Source organism: Kineococcus siccus, from assembly GCF_009906795.1.
Classification (GTDB): Bacteria; Actinomycetota; Actinomycetes; order Actinomycetales; family Kineococcaceae; genus Kineococcus; species Kineococcus siccus.
Genome location: NZ_JAAALN010000060.1, coordinates 1 through 18,952, shown reverse-complemented (window position 1 = coordinate 18,952; position 18,952 = coordinate 1). Strand labels below are relative to the sequence as shown.

Genomic DNA, 18,952 nt, shown 5'->3' with positions numbered 1-18,952 from the left:
GTCCCCGGGTGGGGGCCGCGGTGGTCGGCACGCCGGCCCGCCGCACCCGCGCCGCCCCGCCCAGGGCCCGCGGCACCGCCGCGGCGCGACCACCCGCTGAGCCGCGCGCGCCGGGGGACGGACCGTGTCGCAGGGCCCGGCTAGCGTGCTGCCCGTGGACAGCGGCGCGGGACGCAGCGGGGACGGGGACGAGGGCGTGGACGGAGTCGTGGGCGTGGACGGGGTCGAGCGGTGAGCCGCATCGCGGAGTGGACCTGGCGGCTGGAGGACATCGACGGCCGGCCCGTCCCGGGTGGGGGCGAGGTGTTCCCCACGCAGTCGGACGCCGAGACGTGGATCGGGGAGAGCTGGCGGGGCCTGCGTTCGGCTGGGGTCGAGTCCGCGCACCTGTTCGCCGACGGTGAGCGCGTGTACGGCCCGCTGAGCCTGCGGCCCGCCGACTGAGCCGCCCCCGTGATCAGGCCGGGTGGCCCGACCACGGGGGCGGACGTCTCAGGTCAGGCGCGCCGTCGGCGAGCGCTCGGCCGTCCGGGCCGGGTCCCGCTCGACGACGTCGCCCAGCGCGTCGTCGATGCGCTGCATGAGCGCCGGGGGGATGACGACGCCCGAGGCGCGGGCGTTCGCGGTGACCTGCTCCGGTCGCGAGGCCCCGATGATCGCGGCCGACACGCCCTCGTTCTGCAGCACCCACGCGATCGAGAGCTGGGCGATGGTGAGGTCGAGCTCGGCCGCGACGGGCTTCAGCGCCTGCACCCGGGTGAGGACGTCGTCCTGCAGCCAGCGTCGGATCATGTCCGCGCCGCCCTTGGTGTCGGTCGCGCGGGACCCGGCGGGCAGCTCGCCGCCAGGGAGGTACTTGCCCGTCAGGACGCCCTGGGCGATGGGGGAGAAGACGACCTGCCCGATGCCGAGCTCCTGGGAGACCGGGATCACCTCGGCCTCGACCACGCGCCAGAGCGCGGAGTACTCGGGCTGGTTCGAGACCAGCTGGAAGCCCAGCCGGCGGGCCAGCTCGGCGCCGGCGCGCAGCTGCTCGGGCGTCCACTCGCTGACCCCGATGTAGAGGGCCTTGCCCTGCCGCACGACGTCGGCGAAGGCCTGCATCGTCTCCTCGAGCGGTGTGGCGTAGTCGTAGCGGTGCGCCTGGTAGACGTCCACGTGGTCGGTGCCCAGCCGCCGCAGCGAGCCGTCGATCGACTCGGTGATGTGCTTGCGGGACAGACCGGTGTCGTTGGGCCCGCCCGGGCCCGTCGGGAAGTAGACCTTCGTGAGGATCTCGAGGCTCTCCCGCCGCCGGCCCTTCAGCGCCCGCCCGAGGACGGTCTCGGCCGCCGTGTTCGCGTAGGCGTCGGCGGTGTCGAAGGTCGTGATGCCGACGTCCAGCGCGGCGTGCACGCACGCGACGGCGGCGTCGTTCTCGACCTGGGAGCCGTGGGTGAGCCAGTTGCCGTAGGTGATCTCGGAGATCTTCAGGCCGCTGCTGCCGAGGTGTCGGAACTTCATGGCCCGCACGCTAGGCCCGCCGGGGCGGACGTGCCCAGGGCAGTCGCCCGGGCTCCGGCCGTCAACGGGGCGGCGCGCCCCGCGGGATCATGGGGATGGGCCGGCGCAGCCGACGGATCTGCAGCGCACGTGTCACGCCGTAGCCGACCAGCCCGCGCTCCAGGTCGTCGCCGAAGCGCTCCGCGAGCAGGCGCTTGAGGCGCCGGCTCAGGACGAAGGAGTCGGCGATCGCGACGGCGAGCATGCCGTAGATGAGCAGCGTGGTCGCGATCAGCAGCGACTGCGAGCCCAGCGACTGCGAGGCCAGGGACACGACCAGCGAGACGCCGGCGATGATGAGGAAGTACTCCCCGACGTTGCGGCGCGCGTCCACGACGTCGCGCACGAAGCGCTTCTGCGGGCCCCGGTCGCGATAGGGCAGGTGGCGCTCGTCGCCCGTCGTCAGCGCGAGCTGCATGCGGGCGCGCTCCTCGCGCGCGGCCTCGCGGGCCACCTTCGAGGCGGCCTTGCGGTCGGTCGGGACCAGGGGCCGCCTGTTGCGCGCCTGCGCCTCGCTGCGCTTCGGCGTCGGCCGCCCCTTGCCGCCCTCCTTGGTCAGGCTCACCGTCGTGGTGGCCGCGGGGGCCTGCTTCTCCTTCGAGCGTCCGAACACAGGCGTCAGGGTACGGCACCGCCCTCGACGCCCGGGCGCCCTCGAGCGGGTCGCGACAGCCGCCGGCGGTAGCGTCCGCGGGGTGAGCGACGCCATCCCGACGACCACCGACCAGCCCGCCGCGGGCCCCACCACGGGAGCGGCCACGGGCCCCGGCGGCGTCCTGCCCCCCGTCGGCCCGGAGCGCACGGCGGCGCTGCGCGCGGCCTCCCGGGCCCAGGAGGCCGCGACCCGCGCCGACCTCGAGCGCCTCGTGCGCATCCCGAGCGTCTCCGCGCCCGCGTTCGACCAGCGGCACGTGGCCGCGAGCGCCGAGGCGGTCGCCGCCCTGCTGCGCGACGCCGGCCTGCCCGAGGTGCGCGTCGTCAGGGTGACGGGGGAGGGGGCGACGGGCGCCCCCGCCGTGATCGCCCGCCGTCCCGCGCCCGCCGGGCGCCCGACCGTCCTGCTCTACGCCCACCACGACGTGCAGCCGCCGGGGGAGGCGGCCGCGTGGGCGAGCCCGCCCTTCGAGCCGGCCGAGCGCGACGGGCGCCTGTTCGGGCGGGGGGCCGCCGACGACAAGGCCGGCGTGATGGTCCACGTCGGCGCGCTGCGCACCCTGCTGCCGCTGTGGGGGCCCGACGACGGCGTCGGCGTGACCGTCTTCGTCGAGGGTGAGGAGGAGATCGGCTCACCCACCTTCGCCGCCTTCCTCGCCGAGCACCGCGAGGCCCTGGCGGCCGACGCGATCGTCGTCGCCGACTCCGCCAACTGGCGCACGGGGGTCCCGGCCGTGACCACCACGCTGCGGGGGCTCGTGGACTGCGAGGTGCGGGTCGACGTCCTGTCCCACGCCGTGCACTCCGGGGTCAACGGCGGGCCCGTCCTCGACGCGCTGACGACGCTGTGCCGCCTCGTGGCGACGCTGCACGACGAGCACGGCGACGTCGCGGTCGCGGGGCTGCACCGCGGCGTGGCGGCGGAGCTGCCGCCCGGCACCGAGCTGACGGAGGAGCAGTTCCGCGCCGACGCCGGCGTCCTGCCCGGCGTGCGGCTGGCCGGGACGGGGGAGCTGACGAGCCGGCTGTGGACCCGGCCCGCCCTGTCGGTCATCGGCCTCGACGCCACCGACGTCGCGCACGCCAGCAACACGCTGGTCCCGTCGGCGCGCGCCAAGCTGAGCCTGCGGATCGCGCCCGGTCAGGAGCCCCCGGCCGCCATGGCGGCCCTGCGCCGGCACCTGGAGGAGCACGCGCCCTTCGGCGCGCGGGTCACCGTGACCGAGGGCGAGCAGGGGCAGGCCTTCGCGGCCGACACGTCCTCACCCGCGCACGACGTGGCGCGCGCCGCCTTCGCGGAGGCGTTCGGGGCGGCCGTCGTGGAGATGGGCATGGGCGGGTCGATCCCCTTCGTGGCCGACCTCGCCGCCGTCTACCCCGGCGCGGCGATCCTCGTGACCGGGGTCGAGGACCCGGACTCCCGCGCCCACGGCGCCGACGAGTCGCTGCACCTGGCCGACTTCGCCTCGGCCTGCCTCGGCGAGGTGCTCCTGCTCGACGGCCTCGCAGCCACGGCGCCCACGACCACGGCGGCGCCCACGGGCGCGGCGACGTAGTCTGGGGACCGCAGGGAGCCCTGCGGCCTCGGGAACACCCGCGGCCCCGCGCCGGTTGTCGCGGGGTAGCAGGCGAGAAGTCGAGACGACCGCCGACGAGCGAACCGGAGACGATGTCCATGACCACGTCCACCACCGTCCAGACCGAGCAGACCCCCGCGGAGTCCCACGGCGTGGAGCTCACCGAGGTGGCCGCGACCAAGGTCCGCACCCTGCTGGAGTCCGAGGGGCGCGACGACCTCCGTCTGCGCATCGCGGTCCAGCCCGGCGGCTGCTCGGGCCTCATCTACCAGCTCTACTTCGACGAGCGCACCCTCGACGGGGACGCCGTGCGCGACTTCTCCGGCGTCGGGGTCGTCGTGGACAAGATGAGCGCGCCCTACCTGTCGGGCGCGACCATCGACTTCGCCGACACGATCGAGAAGCAGGGCTTCACCATCGACAACCCCAACGCGGGCAGCAGCTGCGCGTGCGGGGACTCCTTCTCCTGACCCCTCGCACCCTGACGGACGCGAACGACCCGACGACCCCCGCACCGGCCGGTGCGGGGGTCGTCGGCGCTCCCGCCCGCGCCGTCCGCCCGCGGGTGGCCGTCGGCCCCGCGCTCTTCGACTTCGCCGAGCTGAGGCCGCTGCCGGGGGAGGACCTGGTCGCCGCCGGTGGCGACCTGCAGCCGGCGACCCTGCTCGCGGCCTACGCGGCGGGCTACTTCCCGATGGGCCTGGGTGGCGGCGGCCGCGGGCCCGTCGGCTGGTGGTCGCCGGACCCGCGCGGCGTGCTGCGTCCCGAGCGGGTGCACGTCTCCCGTTCCCTGCGGCGCTCGCTGCGCCGCTTCGAGGTCCGCGTCGACACGGCCTTCGCCGACGTCGTGGCCGGGTGCGCCGACCCGTCGCGCGAGGGGGCGTGGATCACCGCGGAGGTCGCGGCGGCCTACGGGCGCCTGCACGACCTGGGCTGGGCGCACTCGGTGGAGGTCTTCGAGGACGGCGAGCTGGCGGGCGGTCTCTACGGGCTCAGCCTGGGGGGCCTGTTCGCGGCGGAGTCGAAGTTCCACCGCACGCGGGACGCCTCCAAGGCCGCCGTGGCCGCCCTGGCCGCCGTCATGACGGCCGACGGCGTCGCGGGCCGGATCGTGGACGTGCAGTGGCGCACGGAGCACCTCGCGACGCTGGGTGTGCAGGAGGTCCCGCGCGGACGCTACCTCCGGCTCCTGGACGCGGCCCTGGCGCTGCCTGTGCCCCCGCCCTTCTCGGCGCGCCCCGAGGGGTGCACCAGCTACGACGAGGGGTAGTCTCCAACTCACCGGGACCGATCCGCGCGAGGTGTTCACACTCCTCACGCCTTCGGCCCCCTCGTCATCGTGAGGACCCGTGGGAAGGCCGGCTTTGGTCATGCGAGATCTGGACGCGACACCTCGTCGCCGTCCCTCCGGGACGCTGCTCACCGGAGCCGTCGCCGCTACCCTCCTGCTCCTCACGGGGTGCAGCAGCGCGGCCGACATCCCCGACGCGAGCCTGCGCAACGGCTTCCTGCCGGACGCCTCCGAGGGCGCGACCGACATGACGGGGCGCATCCAGACGCTCTGGAACGGGTCCTGGATCGCGGCGCTCGCGGTCGGGCTCCTCGTGTGGGGGCTCACGGTCTGGGTCGTGGTGGCCTACCGCCGCCGCAAGAACGACCCGGAGCTGCCGCCGCAGGTCCGCTACAACATGCCGATCGAGATCTTCTACACGATCGTCCCGGTCATGATGGTCGGCGTCCTCTTCTACTACGTGGCGCGCGACCAGCAGGCGATCCTCGACACGAGCGAGCAGCCCGACGTGACGGTCCAGGTCGTCGGCAAGAAGTGGTCCTGGGACTTCAACTACGTCGACTCCAACGTCTACGACACGGGCCGCCAGGCCGACCTCACGGGTCAGGCCGGCGTCGAGGAGGCCCTGCCGACCCTGTACCTGCCGGTCAACGAGCGGGTCCAGTTCGACCTGTACTCCCGCGACGTCATCCACTCCTTCTGGGTGCCGGCCTTCCTCATGAAGATGGACCTCATCCCCGGCAGCCCGAACAAGTTCCAGGTCACCCCCACCAAGGAGGGCGACTTCCGGGGCAAGTGCGCGGAGCTGTGCGGCGACTACCACTCCGAGATGCTCTTCAACGTGAAGGTCGTCTCGCAGGAGGAGTACCAGGACCACATGGACGACCTCGAGGCGCAGGGCAAGACGGGCTCGCTGCCCACCACGCTGGCAGGGGACAACGAGCTCGCAGGGGTCCAGGCGGACTCCGTCGAGCGTGAAGCCGACGCGTCCGTGGACGGGAGCAACTGATGGCCACCGAGAGCTTCAACGCGCCGGGCTTCGCGCCCCGCGTGACCACGGTGCGGCAGCCGAAGGGCGCGGTCGTCCCGACGCGCCGCGGCGCCGTGATCGCCGGCTGGCTGTCCAGCACCGACCACAAGGTCATCGGCAACCTGTACTTCATCACCGCGTTCATCTGGTTCCTCCTCGCGGGGATCATGGCGCTGCTGATCCGCGCCGAGCTCTTCGAGCCCGGCATGCAGGTCTTCAACACCAAGAACGAGTACAACCAGGCGTTCACGATGCACGGCACGATCATGCTGCTGCTGTTCGCGACGCCGCTGTTCTCGGCCTTCGCCAACGCGATCATGCCGCTGCAGATCGGGGCGCCCGACGTCGCCTTCCCGCGGCTGAACATGTTCGCCTACTGGCTGTTCCTGTTCGGCGGCCTCATCGCGGGGGCGGGTTTCCTGACCCCGGGCGGGGCGGCGGCCTTCGGCTGGTTCGCCTACGCGCCGCTGTCCGACGTCGTGCACTCGCCCGGCCTCGGCGGCAACCTCTGGGTCATGGGCCTGGCCTTCTCGGGCTTCGGCACCATCCTCGGTGCGGTCAACTTCATCACCACGATCATCTGCATGCGCGCCCCCGGCATGACGATGTTCCGGATGCCGATCTTCACCTGGAACACCCTGATCACCAGCGTCCTGGTGCTGATGGCCTTCCCGGTCCTGGCCGCGGCGCTGCTGGCCCTGGCGGCCGACCGGATCATGGGTGCGCACGTGTTCGAGGCCGCGAACGGCGGGCCGATCCTCTGGCAGCACCTGTTCTGGTTCTTCGGGCATCCAGAGGTCTACATCATCGCCTTGCCCTTCTTCGGCATCGTGACGGAGATCTTCCCGGTCTTCAGCCGCAAGCCCGTCTTCGGCTACAAGGGCCTGGTCTTCGCGACCATCTCGATCGCGGGTCTCTCCGTGACCGTGTGGGCGCACCACATGTACGTGACCGGCAAGGTCCTGCTGCCCTTCTTCGCCTTCATGACGATGCTGATCGCCGTCCCGACGGGCGTGAAGTTCTTCAACTGGCTCGGCACGATGTGGCGCGGGTCGCTCACCTTCGACACGCCGCTGCTGTGGTCGGTCGGCTTCCTCGTGACCTTCCTCTTCGGCGGCCTGACGGGCGTCATCCTCTCGGCGCCCCCGCTGGACTTCCAGCTGTCGGACTCCTACTTCGTCGTCGCGCACTTCCACTACGTCGTCTTCGGCACCGTGGTGTTCGCGATGTTCGCGGGCTTCTACTTCTGGTGGCCCAAGCTCACGGGGAAGATGCTCGACGAGCGCCTCGGGAAGATCCACTTCTGGCTGCTGTTCGTCGGCTTCCACACGACGTTCCTCATCCAGCACTGGCTGGGGGCCGCCGGGATGCCGCGCCGCTACGCCGACTACCTGCCGGGCGAGGGCTTCACGACGATGAACCAGATCTCGACGATCGGGTCCTTCGTCCTCGGGCTGTCGTTCCTGCCCTTCCTCTGGAACGTCTACCAGACCGCCCGCCACGGCGAGAAGGTCACCGTGGACGACCCGTGGGGCTACGGCGCCTCGCTGGAGTGGGCGACGTCCTGCCCGCCGCCGCGGCACAACTTCACCTCGCTGCCCCGGATCCGCTCGGAGCGTCCGGCCTTCGACCTGCACCACCCCGAGGTCGCAGCCCACGACACCCCGACGAACGCCCGCAGCAAGAACCTGCTCGACCACGTCTACGGCGAAGCCGATCTGGAGGGGCGTCAGGAAGACGTCCGCGGGAAGGGGCACTGACGGTCCATGAAGGCTGAAACCTGGCTCTTCTCGGGCGGGATCCTCTTCTTCATCCCGATCGGGTTCGTGTACGGCCTGCTCACCCAGTGGGACGAGCCCGTGGGGCTGATCGCGCTGATCCTCACGGGTGGGCTCGCCCTGCTCGTCGGGTCCTACCTCGCCATCACGGCGCGCCGCATCGACGACCGCCCGGAGGACAACCCCCGGGCCAACGTCGAGGAGGGCGCCGGCGAGCAGGGGTTCTTCTCCCCGCACAGCTGGTGGCCGCTGTTCCTCGCCTTCGGCGGGGCCGTCGCCTTCGGTGGTGTGGCCGTCGGCTGGTGGCTCTGGCTCATCGGGGTCGTCGTCAGCATCCCCATGCTGGTCGGCTGGGTCTTCGAGTACTACCAGGGTGAGCACGCCCACTGAGGCGACCACCTCGATCTCTCACGGAGGGCCCGCAGCACCAGCCGGTGCTGCGGGCCCTCCGTCGTCGTGCGTCCGAGGCCCTCCTCCGGAGCCCGGCCACGGCGGCGCGACCCGTGTGACGGATCCGTGACGCCCGGCCTGCAGCGGAACGGGCTCCAGCGGCGTCACAGTGGTGCAGGGGCTCCCGTGGGACGATGACCGCGGGGGAGAGCGCTCGTCGTCACCACGGCGGGCTCGGACACAGGGGGAACACCGCAGTGAGCGCGCCGACGGACCGGACCAGCAGCCAGCAGCCTCGTCACCCGGCACGCCGCTGGTGGCCCGCGCTCCTCCTGGCCGGGCTCGCGCTGCCGCTCGCCTCGTGCCAGTCGACGGGGTCCGCGGCTCCCGAGGGCGGCTCGGCTCCAAGCTCGGCCACCGCCGCACCGTCCGCGGCGCCGGCGACCATCACGGTGGCTCCCGCCGACGCCGCGGGTGACGTCCGCCTCGACGCCCCCGTGACGGTCACCGTCACCGACGGGACCCTGCGCGACGTCACCGTGACCGCACCCGACGGCGCCGCCCTCCCGGGCGGGCTGGACGCCACCGGGACGACGTGGACGAGCACCGGACCCCTCGCCGCCGCCACCCGCTACGCCGTCCACGCCGTCGCCGCGGGGGCCGCTGGCCAGGTGACGCACGACAGCGCGCTGACGACGCTGACGCCCGTCGCGACGGCCTTCCCCGCGGTCGCCCCGCTGTCCGGGTCCACGGTGGGCGTGGGGATGCCCGTCATCGTCACCCTCGACGAGCCCGTGGCCGCGGACCGGCGCGCGGCCGTGGAGGCCAACCTGCACGTCACCACCCAGCCCGCGCCCGTCGAGGGGGCCTGGAACTGGATCTCGGACACGACGGTGGAGTACCGGCCCGCGGCCTACTGGCCCGCCCACAGCTCCGTCCACCTCGACCTCGACCTCGGTGGCGTCGAGGTCAGCCCCGGCGTCTGGGGCAAGACCCGCGACATCGACTTCGAGGTCGGCAGCGCGATGATCAGCACGGTGGACATCGCGGCGCACACCATGACCGTCACCCGCGACGGTGTCGTGCTGCGCACCATCCCGGTGACGCTGGGGCAGTCCGGCAGCGGCGGCAAGTACGTCACCCGCAGCGGCACGAAGGTGGTCATGAGCCTCGAGGCCACGCGGCAGATGGACGCCGAGACCACCGGGGTCAGCCCCGACGACCCGGAGTACTACAACGTCGCCACGAAGTACGCCATGCGCCTGACCAACTCGGGGGAGTTCCTGCACGCGGCGCCGTGGTCGGTGGGCTCGCAGGGCCGGGCCAACGTCAGCCACGGCTGCACGGGCATGAGCACGGCCGACGCCCGCTGGATGTTCGACACCACGAAGGTCGGCGACGTCGTCACCTACGTGGGCAGCGACCGCACCATCGAACCCGGCAACGGCTTCAACGTCTGGAACCAGACCTTCGACGCCTGGAAGGCCGGCTCCGCGCTCGGCGCCTGATCCGTCGACCGCGCGGGCGACCGTTGCCCCCCGGACGTCCCGCTCGTAGGCTCCGCGCGTGGAGACGACCCGGTCCGCGCCCGGGGAGGCGGCCGGCGCCCTGGTGGCGCTCGGCTTCGCCGGTGCGGCCGCCGTCCTGTTCGCGGTCGGGGACGCCGTGGGCTTCACGAGCGAGCGGGCCGAGGCGGTGTTCACGGCCTCCTGGGTCCTCGCCGTCCTCTGCCTCGCGTGCGCCGTCGTCGTGGCCGCCCTGAGCGTGGTGCAGCTCGTCGTGCGGTGGGCCGGGTCGCAGCGGCCCGGCCTCCTCGAGGCCCTGGTGCTCGTCATCGCCACCGGGCTCATCGGCGCGGTGGCCCTGCTGCACCCGCTGTGGGGGACCGGCTCAGGGGCCGCCTGAGCGTCCTCGCCCGTCCGCTGTCCTCCGGAGCTCCGGCTGGCTTTCCCCGGGAGCACGTCCGTCAGGCGGGCCGGCCGACGGCGTCCGAGCCCGCGGTGCGGAGGTCGCTCCCTCGCGAGCCTCGCGCTGCAGCCCCGGACGGGTGCGTCGGGTCACCACGGCGGCGACCGCCGTGGCAGCACGTCCGGTGCGACCCGGCGGCGACGGTGTGCCGCCACGGGGCCCGGTCGCACGGCGCAGCGCCCACGGCGCCCCCGCACGAGCGGCGAACAGGCCGACCAGGTGGGCGATCCGCCCGCCCGTCGGGCCGGCCCGCGGCGTCGTCCGCCGGCCGGTCCAGCTGCTCCCGGACTGCCCCGCCCCCGACGTGGTTCCGCACCACCACCGCGTCCACGCCCAGCGCCCGAGGGCGGCGGCCACGACGAAGGCCCCGGGCGCAGTGCCCGGGGCCTTCGTCGTGCGGTGCTGGATCAGCCGTGCAGCGTCTGCGACGTGCCGATCGCGGCGTTCTCCTTCTCCTCCACGGACGCCATCTGCTCGCCCGCGTCGAGCTCGCCGTGGCTGTGCGCGGCCTCGACCTCGGCCGGCGTCACCGGCTCCACGCGGTCCTCGAAGTAGAACTTCGAGAGCCGGCGCTGGAACTTGCCGTACAGCGTGTCCGGGTTGCCGGCGTCGACGCGGTCCTCGATCTCCATGGGCCGGTTGACCTCGTGCTGGACGAGCGTCCAGCGCTCGAGGTCCGACAGGGGAGCGTGGACCTCGATGAACTCACCGTGCGGCAGCCGGACGATGCGACCGGTCTCCCGGCCGTGCAGGGCCTTCTCGCGGTCCTTGCGCTGCAGCCCGAGGCAGATGCGCTTGGTGACCACGAACGCGACGGCCGGCAGCACGAACAGCGCGACCCGGAGGAAGCGGGTGATGTCGTTGATCGACAGCTGCATGATGTGGGCGATGATGTCGTTGCCACCCGAGATCCACAGCAGGACGTAGAACGTGATCGCCATGACGCCGAGCCCGGTGCGGGTGGGGGCGTTGCGGGGGCGGTCCAGCAGGTGGTGCTCACGCTTGTCGCCCGTGGCGATCTGCTCGAGGTAGGGGTACGCCACCAGGGCGGCCATCACGAACAGGATGATCACGGTCGTCGGGATGAAGATGTTCAGCGAGAGCGTGTAGCCGAACGCCGAGATCTCCGTCCAGCCCGGCATGAGCCGGACCGCGCCGTCGAGCCAGCCCATGTACCAGTCCGGCTGCGAGCCGGCGGTGACGGGGGAGGGGTCGTAGGCGCCGTAGGCCCAGATCGGGTTGATCGAGACCAGGGCCGAGATCAGCGCGATGACGCCGAAGACGATGAAGAAGAAGCCACCGGCCTTCGCGGCGTACACCGGGAAGAGCGGGAAGCCGACGACGTTGTCCTCGGTCCGGCCCGGGCCGGGGTACTGCGTGTGCTTGTGGATCACCACGAAGAAGAGGTGGACCACGATCAGCGCCAGCATCACCGCCGGCAGCAGCAGGATGTGGATGGTGAAGAACCGCGGGATGAAGTCCTCACCCGGGAACTCACCGCCGAAGAGGAAGAAGCTGATGTAGCTGCCGACCACGGGCACCGCGAGGATGATCGCGTCGGCGATCCGGATGCCGGTGCCGGAGAGCAGGTCGTCTGGCAGCGAGTAGCCGGTGAAGCCCTCGAACACGGCGAGCAGCGCCAGGACGCCGCCGATGACCCAGTTGAGCTCGCGCGGCTTGCGGAACGCGCCGGTGAAGAAGACGCGGGCCATGTGCACGATCGTGGCGGCGACGAAGACCAGCGCCGACCAGTGGTGGATCTGGCGCATCAGCAGGCCGCCGCGCACGTCGAACGACAGGCGCAGCGACGAGGCGTACGCCTCGGACACGTGCTGGCCCGCGAGGGGTGCGTAGATGCCGGTGTAGGTCGTCTCCGCGGCGCTGGGCTCGTAGAAGAACGTCAGGAACGTCCCGGTGAGCAGCAGGATCACGAAGCTGTAGAGGGTGATCTCCCCGAGCATGAAGGACCAGTGGTCCGGGAAGATCTTTCGGGCGAAGCCGTTGACGATCTTGCTGGCTCCGGCGGTGTCGTCGGCGTAGTTGCCGACGCCCGCCGCGAGCTTGTCGACGGTGGTCTGACTGCTCATCCACGCTCCCAGAAGCTCGGGCCGACGGCTTCGTGGAAACCGCTCTGTGCTTGAAGGTAACCCTCTGCGTCAACCTGGATGGGAAGCTGCGGGAGGGCCCTCTTCGCGGGGCCGAAGATCACCTTGCAGTCCTGCGTCACGTCGAAGGTCGACTGGTGGCAGGGGCACAGCAGGTGGTGGGTCTGCTGCTCGTACAGGGCCACGGGGCAGCCCATGTGGGTACAGATCTTCGAGTAGGCCACGATCCCGTCCACGGACCAGTCCTCGCGGCCCTCGGGGGCCGAGAGCAGCTCCGGCTCGATGCGGATGAGCAGGACGGCGGCCTTGGCCTTCTCGTTCAGGAGCTCCTCGGCGTCCTCGATGCCCTCGGGCATGACGTGGACGACCGACCCGAGACCGAGGTCGGAGGCGCGGATGCGCCCACCCTCGGGGTCCTTCGTCAGGTACGTGCCCGTCTTCCACATCGTGGTCGACAGGTCGTTGCCGGGCAGGGGGCCCGTGTCGCGGAAGAAGAAGACCGCGGGCAGCGGGAAGAGGACGCCGGCCCCGATCAGCGTGTTCCGGATGAGCGGGCGCCGGCCGAGACCGGACTCCGCGGCCCCCTCTTTGAGGATGGCGACGGCCTGCTCGCGCTCCGCGGCCGTCCCGCGCTGGCGGTGGCGGTAGTCGATGCGCTCGTCGTCGGGCATGAGCGTCTTGGCCCAGTGCACGGCGCCGACGCCCAGGGCGAACAGCGAGAGGAACATCGACAGGCCGATGGCCTTCGTCGACAGGCTGATGCGCTCGAAGCTGTCGTCGTACTTGATCCCGATGATCGAGACCACGATGAGGACGGAACCGATCATCGACAGGACCAGGAGCACGGCGACCTGCCGCTCGGCGCGCCGGGCGGCCTTCGGGTCGGTGTCCCCCATGCGGTGCCGGTGCTCCGGCAGCCCGGGGTTCTCGAAGCGGTCCGGGAGCGCGCCCTGGCCGCGGGCGAGCGTGGTGCCCGGCCCCTGGCCGTGGGCGTCGCCCGCGCGTTCGATCTCGCTCATGCTCCCTGCCCGTTCGTGCGACGTACCGCTCGCGCGGTGGTGGTGGTGAGGTGCCGGCGGCGGCCGGCGGCGGGGCGCGTCACGAGGACTTCATCCCCAGCCAGACCGAGCACCCGATGAGGAGGCCGATGCCCGCGATCCACGCGAACAGGCCCTCGCTCACGGGGCCGACCGCACCGAGGGTGAGGCCGCCCGGGTCGGGACGCTTCTCGTCCTGGGTCAGCCAGGCGATGATCGCCGTCTTGTCCTCGGAGCTGATGGTCGAGTCGTTGAAGACGGGCATCGACTGCGGGCCCGTGAGCATCGCCTCGTAGATGTGCTTGGCGCTGGACTCGTCGAGGCTCGGGGCGTACTTGCCCTCGGTCAGCGCGCCGCCCTTGCCGGCGAAGTTGTGGCACATGGCGCAGTTGGTGCGGAAGATCGCGGCCCCGCGCGCCAGGCGCTCGTCCCCCACCTCCGAGACGTCCAGCTGCTCCTCGGTCGGGATGGCCGGCCCGGGGGCCAGCGAGGCGATGTAGGCGGCCATCAGGTCGATCTGCTCCTGCGAGAAGCGGATCTTGTTGACCTTGGGGGCCTGCGGGCCGCTCTGCGCGAGCGGCATGCGCCCGCTGCCGACCTGGAAGTCGACGGAGGCGGCGCCGACCCCGATGAGCGAGGGGCCCGGGTTCTGCGCGCCCTCGGCGCCGCGGCCGTTCTCGGTGACCCCGCCGCCCTGGGCGTTGAGGCCGTGGCACGTGGAGCAGTTGGCGAGGAAGAGGCGCTTGCCCGCCTCGACGTCCTCCGCCGACGCCGTCGCGGTGGAGGCCTCCGCCTGACGGGGGGCCAGCGCCGCGTACAGCCCACCGACGAGGACGAGCGCCAACGCGATCAGCACGACGACGGCCAGCGGGTGGCGCCGTCGGGCGCTGAGGGCGGTGAGGGTCCTGGTCACGGTCGTGGTGCTCGCTTCCGTCGCTGCCGGGTCGTGCGGGGTGGTGCGGAGCCGTCGTGCCGCTCCGGGACGATCACTTGAGGATGTAGATGACGGTGAAGAGACCGATCCAGACCACGTCGACGAAGTGCCAGTAGTAGCTGACGACGATGGCGCTGGTGGCCTCCTGGTGGCCGAAGCGCTTGGCCGAGAAGGACCGGCCGATCACGAAGAGGAAGGCCACGAGGCCGCCCAGGACGTGGATGCCGTGGAACCCGGTGGTGAGGAAGAACACGGACCCGTAGGCGTTCGTGGCGATGGTCATGCCCTCGTGCGCCAGCTCGGCGTACTCGTAGACCTGGCCCGTGACGAAGACCGCGCCGAAGAGGTAGGTGACGACGAACCACTCCTGCATGCCCCAGGTGCCCACCTGCCACAGCCGGCCGGTGCGGCGCGGCTGGAAGCGCTCGGCGGCGAAGACGCCGAACTGGCACCAGAAGGAGGAGACGACCAGGATGATCGTGTTCGCGGTCGAGAACGGGACGTTCAGCAGGGCCGGACCCGACTCCCACAGCGCCGGCGCGACCGAGCGGATCGTGAAGTACATCGCGAAGAGCCCGGCGAAGAACATGAGCTCGCTCGAGAGCCACACGATCACCCCGACGGACACCATGTTCGGCCGGTTCACGGAACCGTGAGCAGGGCTCGGGGTACTGCTCTGGACAGCCTGTGCACTCGCCACGTCGACATCATGCCCCACGTCCCCCGGGGTGCGCCGCCCGGCCCACCGACAATGTGTCGTAGACCTCAGGGACGAGCCTCGCCACGGTGCGTGATCGATCGCTCACTGAGCGGTCACGCGCTCGCGGAGGTCTCGAGGAGGTCTCGGCGAGGTCGCGAGGAGGCACCCGACAGCCCCGTCCGACCCGTCCGCGTCCGTCGGCGCTCGCCCCGCGCTCGGCGGTGGACCGCGGGCCCCCGGCGCGGGGCCGCCCCGCGGGTCGGAGCGGCTCAGTAGGGTCGCCTCGTCCTCGACCGCACGAGCCCCGGGAACGCCCCTCATGAGCAGCAGCCCGTCCCCGACCGCCTCCGGGGTGCCCGCGCCCGCGGCCCGCCCGGCGGCACCGACGTGGCGCTCCCTGCTCACCGACCTGCTCGCGGGCCGCGACCTCGAGGCGCCGCAGGCCGCCTGGGCGATGGGGCAGGTGATGGCCGGTGCGGCCGACGACGTCGCGCTCGCGGGCTTCCTGGTCGCGCTGCGGGCGAAGGGCGAGAGCATCGCCGAGCTGGAGGGTCTCGCCGACGCGATGCTGGCCCACGGGGTCCCGCTGAGCGTCCCGGGCCCGATCGTCGACCTCGTCGGCACGGGCGGGGACCAGGCGAACACCGTCAACATCTCGACCATGGCGGCCCTCGTCCTGGCCGGGGCGGGCCACCGCGTGGTCAAGCACGGCAACCGCGCCGCGTCCTCGGCCTCCGGCGCCGCCGACGTCCTCGAGGCGCTCGGCGTGCGGCTCGACCTCCCGCCGGAGCGCGTGGGTGAGCTGGCGACCGAGGTCGGCATCACGTTCTGCCACGCCCAGGTCTTCCACCCCGCCATGCGCTTCGCGGCGGGTGCCCGGCGGGGGCTCGGCGTGCCGACCGCCTTCAACGTGCTGGGGCCCCTGACCAACCCGGCGCGGGCGGGGGCGGCCGCGGTGGGGGTCGCCGACCGGCGGATGGCGCCCCTCGTCGCCGGGGTCCTCGCGCGGCGGCGGACCGCGGCCCTCGTGTTCCGCGGCGAGGACGGTCTCGACGAGCTGACCACGACGGGCCCCGCGCGGATCTGGGTCGTGACGGGCGGCCACGTCAGCGAGACCGTGCTGGACCCGGCGGTCCGCCTGGACCTGCCCCGCGCCACGCTCGCGGACCTGCGGGGCGCCGACGCGCAGCACAACGCCGGCGTGGCCCGGCAGCTGCTCGCGGGTGCCCGCGGACCCGTGCGCGACGCCGTCGTGCTCAACGCCGCCGCGGCGATGGTCGCGGCCGGTGTGCGCTCACCCGCGGGCGGTGACCTCGTCGACGCGCTCGTGGACCACCTGGCCGAGGGCGTGCGGCGGGCCCAGGAGGCCCTGGACTCCGGTGCGGCCGCGGACGTCCTCGACCGCTGGGTGCGCGCGAGCGCCGCCTGAGCCCTCCTCCGGGCTCCCCGACCGGACCGCGGGGCGGGTCAGCCGTCCAGTCCCAGGGAGAAGGCGCTGTCGAGGTCGTGGCGGGAGTAGGCGCGGAAGGCGATGTTGGTCGTCGTCCCGGTCACGCCGTCGACCTTGTTGACCTCGCCGGCGATGACGTCGGCCAGCTCGTCGTGCTGGGCGACGCGGACCATGACGATGAGGTCGACGTCCCCGGTCACGGAGTAGACCTCGGACACGCCCCGGATCTCGGCCAGGGCGGTCGCGACCTCGGGGATGCGCCGACCGTCCGTCTGCACGTTCACGATGGCGGTGATCACCCGCGGGAGCTTAGTGCGGCCGCGTCGTCCGCACGTCCGGGACGGGCGCGGCGGTGCACGGGCGGCGCGCTCAGGCCTCCAGCAGGGACCGGGCCCACCCCGCACCGTTGACCGGGCAGGCCCAGGGGGAGGCGTCCGGGTCCAGCACCGAGACCAGCCGGACCCCGGGCTGCTCCAGCCAGCTCAGCAGCGCGTCCGTCTCCTCGGTGAGCAGGCCCTCGCGGTCCGGGCCGGGCGGGGTCACGACCTCACCCGTGGCCCGCAGGGCCTCGACGTACGGCATCGGGTCCGCGCCGCGCGGGCTGAGGCTCGTGCCGGCGAGGCGGCCGTAGCGCACCAGCACCAGCTCCCAGCCGCCCACGGGCCAGCCGGGGGCGGGGGCGCTGCGCCGCGCGGCCACGAGCTCGGGGGCCTCGCCCAGCGGCGCGCGGCGCTGGGCGCGCTCGGCGGCGCGCAGGAAGGCGTCCAGCCGGTCGCGGTGGGTGGCGGCCTCCTCGAAGCGCTGCTGACCGGCCAGGGACGTCATGCGCTCGCGGAGCGCGGCGAACGTCGGCCCGGCGTCGACGGTCAGGGCCCGCCGGGCCGCCTCGACGACCTCCGCGTAGGACGCCGCGTCCTGGCCGCCGCGCTCGGGCCCCAGGCACGGGGCGCCGCAGCGCCCGAGCTCGGCCAGCACGCAGGCCCCCGGGTCGTCCGCCCGGGGCGTGCGGGGGATGCGCCGCGTGCACTGGCGCAGCGGGACGGCCTCGTGCAGCGCGGCGACCGCCAGCTCGGCCGAGCGCGTCGAGCGGAACGGCCCCAGGTAGGTGGCGCCCGCTCCGCCGTCGGCGCGGACCTGCTTGACCAGGGACAGCCGCGGCCAGGCCTCGGCGGTGAGCTTCACCCAGGTGCCCCGCTCGGGCCGCCGCGAGCGGCGGTTGTAGGGCGGCTCGTGCTCGGCGATCAGGCGCAGCTCGCGCACCCGCGCCTCCAGCGGCGTCTCGCAGACCACGGGGACGACGGTCGTCGCGGCCCGGACCATCTCCGTCATCCGCGGGCGCGTCTCGGACGCCGTGAAGTACGACGACACGCGGCGCCGCACGTCCACCGACGTCCCGACGTACAGCACGCGGCCCGCGGCGTCGCGGAACTGGTAGACGCCGGGCGCCGACGGCAGGCCGAACGCCAGGTGGCGCTTGGCGCGGCGCGCCGCGGGCACGCGGGCCGCGAAGGTCTTGAGGTCCTCGAGGGTCTGCACGCCCCGGTTGCCGAGGCGCCCGAGCAGCGCGTGCAGCACGTCCACGGTGGCCCGGGCGTCGGACAGGGCCCGGTGGTCGGGGGTGGTCGAGGCGCCGAACAGTCGCGCGAGGGTGCCGAGCTTGCGGTCCGGCGCCTCGTCGGGCAGCACGAGGTGCCGCGCCAGCACGACGGTGTCCACCACCTCGGGGGCGGGCCACGCCAGCTGGCTGCGGGCGCAGGCCGCCCGCAGGAACCCCGTGTCGTAGGGCGCGTTGTGCGCCACCAGGACGGCACCGCGGGCGAACTCCAGAAAGCTGGGGACGACGGCCTCGACGGGCGGGGCGGTCGCCACCATGGCGTCGGTGATGCCCGTCAGCAGCTGCACGAAGGCCGGGATGGCCGACGGGGGGCGCACCAGGGTCTGGAACTCGCCCAGCACCTCCCCCCCGCGGACCTTCACGGCGCCGATCTCGGTGATGCCCGCCTCCGACGGCGGCCCACCGGTGGTCTCCAGGTCGACCACCACGAACGTCGTCGTGGCGAGCGGGCGGCCGAGGTCCTCGAAGCTCGTCTGCACGGGCTGCGGCGGGCGGGCCGCCGGCGGTCGCGACGCCGGTGGGTGGAGCGCGGTGGGCATGTCGGTCACCGTAGGAGCGACGTGCGACACACCCCCGCGCGCCGCGCCGGGCGCCGCCGCGGGACGGTCTCCGCACCGTCGCCCGCACGGGTCGTGTCGGAGGTCGTCCCTAGCGTGCGCCGTGCCGGTCGAGGGACCGGCCGGGCCGAGCAGCCCGCGACGGTGTGGAGGTGCCGATGCTCATCGACTGCGACAGCTGCACCGAACGGCCCCGGGCCTGCGGCGAGTGCGTCGTCTCGGTGCTGCTCGGGATGCCCGGCGAGCGGCCGGAGGCTCCCGGCCCCGGCCCGGAGCTGGACGCCGACGAGCGGGGCGCCCTCGCGGTGCTGGCGGGACCATGCC

18 protein-coding genes are annotated in these 18,952 nt (G+C 73.1%); 10 read left to right on the top strand and 8 right to left on the bottom strand.

What is annotated here, in order from left to right; all coding sequences use genetic code 11:
* Nucleotides 1–231 precede the first annotated feature (231 nt).
* Nucleotides 232–444, top strand: coding sequence for a hypothetical protein (locus GTR02_RS09090; RefSeq protein WP_338073694.1), 213 nt, complete (start codon nucleotides 232–234; stop codon nucleotides 442–444).
* 48 nt (nucleotides 445–492) lie between these two features.
* On the opposite strand, the gene GTR02_RS09085 is transcribed toward GTR02_RS09090, so the two are convergent.
* Nucleotides 493–1,503: an aldo/keto reductase family protein gene (locus GTR02_RS09085; protein ID WP_166607164.1), complete on the bottom strand. Its 1,011-nt coding sequence runs from the start codon at nucleotides 1,501–1,503 to the stop codon at nucleotides 493–495.
* Nucleotides 1,504–1,564: 61 nt separating this feature from the next.
* Nucleotides 1,565–2,155 (bottom strand): DUF3043 domain-containing protein, encoded by a 591-nt coding sequence (locus GTR02_RS09080; RefSeq protein WP_205708911.1) that lies wholly within the window; start codon nucleotides 2,153–2,155, stop codon nucleotides 1,565–1,567.
* Nucleotides 2,156–2,318: 163 nt separating this feature from the next.
* Here GTR02_RS09080 and GTR02_RS09075 point away from each other — a divergent pair, with 163 nt between their 5' ends.
* The 8 genes from GTR02_RS09075 to GTR02_RS09040 all read left to right on the top strand — a co-directional run bounded on the left by GTR02_RS09075 (nucleotide 2,319) and on the right by GTR02_RS09040 (nucleotide 10,167).
* Nucleotides 2,319–3,752: a dipeptidase gene (locus GTR02_RS09075; protein ID WP_166607168.1), complete on the top strand. Its 1,434-nt coding sequence runs from the start codon at nucleotides 2,319–2,321 to the stop codon at nucleotides 3,750–3,752.
* A 119-nt stretch (nucleotides 3,753–3,871) separates the two neighbouring features.
* On the top strand, nucleotides 3,872–4,243 hold the full coding sequence (locus GTR02_RS09070) for a HesB/IscA family protein (RefSeq protein ID WP_166607162.1): 372 nt from the start codon (nucleotides 3,872–3,874) through the stop codon (nucleotides 4,241–4,243).
* Entirely contained in the window at nucleotides 4,222–5,043 is an 822-nt protein-coding gene (gene aat, locus GTR02_RS09065) for a leucyl/phenylalanyl-tRNA--protein transferase (RefSeq protein WP_338073692.1), read from the top strand. Before GTR02_RS09070 ends, aat begins: the two co-directional genes overlap by 22 nt.
* Before the next feature lie 100 nt (nucleotides 5,044–5,143).
* Nucleotides 5,144–6,073, top strand: coding sequence for an aa3-type cytochrome oxidase subunit II (gene ctaC, locus GTR02_RS09060; protein WP_166607161.1), 930 nt, complete (start codon nucleotides 5,144–5,146; stop codon nucleotides 6,071–6,073).
* Nucleotides 6,073–7,854 (top strand): aa3-type cytochrome oxidase subunit I, encoded by a 1,782-nt coding sequence (gene ctaD / locus GTR02_RS09055; protein WP_205708909.1) that lies wholly within the window; start codon nucleotides 6,073–6,075, stop codon nucleotides 7,852–7,854. Before ctaC ends, ctaD begins: the two co-directional genes overlap by 1 nt.
* A gap of 6 nt (nucleotides 7,855–7,860) precedes the next feature.
* Nucleotides 7,861–8,262: a cytochrome c oxidase subunit 4 gene (locus GTR02_RS09050; protein ID WP_166607160.1), complete on the top strand. Its 402-nt coding sequence runs from the start codon at nucleotides 7,861–7,863 to the stop codon at nucleotides 8,260–8,262.
* Between the two features lie 257 nt (nucleotides 8,263–8,519).
* Nucleotides 8,520–9,770: an Ig-like domain-containing protein gene (locus GTR02_RS09045; RefSeq protein WP_166607159.1), complete on the top strand. Its 1,251-nt coding sequence runs from the start codon at nucleotides 8,520–8,522 to the stop codon at nucleotides 9,768–9,770.
* A 58-nt stretch (nucleotides 9,771–9,828) separates the two neighbouring features.
* Nucleotides 9,829–10,167, top strand: coding sequence for a hypothetical protein (locus tag GTR02_RS09040; RefSeq protein ID WP_166607158.1), 339 nt, complete (start codon nucleotides 9,829–9,831; stop codon nucleotides 10,165–10,167).
* Between the two features lie 470 nt (nucleotides 10,168–10,637).
* Here GTR02_RS09040 and qcrB read toward each other — a convergent pair whose 3' ends face one another.
* The 4 genes from qcrB to ctaE form a co-directional block, all read right to left on the bottom strand.
* Nucleotides 10,638–12,317, bottom strand: coding sequence for a cytochrome bc1 complex cytochrome b subunit (qcrB, locus tag GTR02_RS09035; RefSeq protein ID WP_166607157.1), 1,680 nt, complete (start codon nucleotides 12,315–12,317; stop codon nucleotides 10,638–10,640).
* Complete coding sequence (gene qcrA / locus GTR02_RS09030) at nucleotides 12,314–13,354, bottom strand: cytochrome bc1 complex Rieske iron-sulfur subunit (RefSeq protein WP_166607156.1); 1,041 nt, start codon at nucleotides 13,352–13,354, stop codon at nucleotides 12,314–12,316. Before qcrA ends, qcrB begins: the two co-directional genes overlap by 4 nt.
* A gap of 79 nt (nucleotides 13,355–13,433) precedes the next feature.
* Nucleotides 13,434–14,285 (bottom strand): cytochrome bc1 complex diheme cytochrome c subunit, encoded by an 852-nt coding sequence (gene qcrC / locus GTR02_RS09025; RefSeq protein WP_166607155.1) that lies wholly within the window; start codon nucleotides 14,283–14,285, stop codon nucleotides 13,434–13,436.
* Nucleotides 14,286–14,358: 73 nt separating this feature from the next.
* On the bottom strand, nucleotides 14,359–15,006 hold the full coding sequence (ctaE, locus tag GTR02_RS09020) for an aa3-type cytochrome oxidase subunit III (RefSeq protein WP_476702876.1): 648 nt from the start codon (nucleotides 15,004–15,006) through the stop codon (nucleotides 14,359–14,361).
* 319 nt (nucleotides 15,007–15,325) lie between these two features.
* Here ctaE and trpD point away from each other — a divergent pair, with 319 nt between their 5' ends.
* Nucleotides 15,326–16,435, top strand: coding sequence for an anthranilate phosphoribosyltransferase (gene trpD, locus GTR02_RS09015; protein ID WP_166607154.1), 1,110 nt, complete (start codon nucleotides 15,326–15,328; stop codon nucleotides 16,433–16,435).
* Between the two features lie 38 nt (nucleotides 16,436–16,473).
* On the opposite strand, the gene GTR02_RS09010 is transcribed toward trpD, so the two are convergent.
* Both GTR02_RS09010 and GTR02_RS09005 read right to left on the bottom strand, forming a co-directional pair.
* Nucleotides 16,474–16,755: an Lrp/AsnC ligand binding domain-containing protein gene (locus GTR02_RS09010; RefSeq protein WP_166607153.1), complete on the bottom strand. Its 282-nt coding sequence runs from the start codon at nucleotides 16,753–16,755 to the stop codon at nucleotides 16,474–16,476.
* A gap of 70 nt (nucleotides 16,756–16,825) precedes the next feature.
* Nucleotides 16,826–18,610 carry a DEDD exonuclease domain-containing protein gene (locus tag GTR02_RS09005; protein WP_166607152.1) on the bottom strand — a complete coding sequence of 595 codons (1,785 nt, stop codon included), beginning with the start codon at nucleotides 18,608–18,610 and terminating at the stop codon, nucleotides 16,826–16,828.
* Nucleotides 18,611–18,952: the final 342 nt, after the last annotated feature.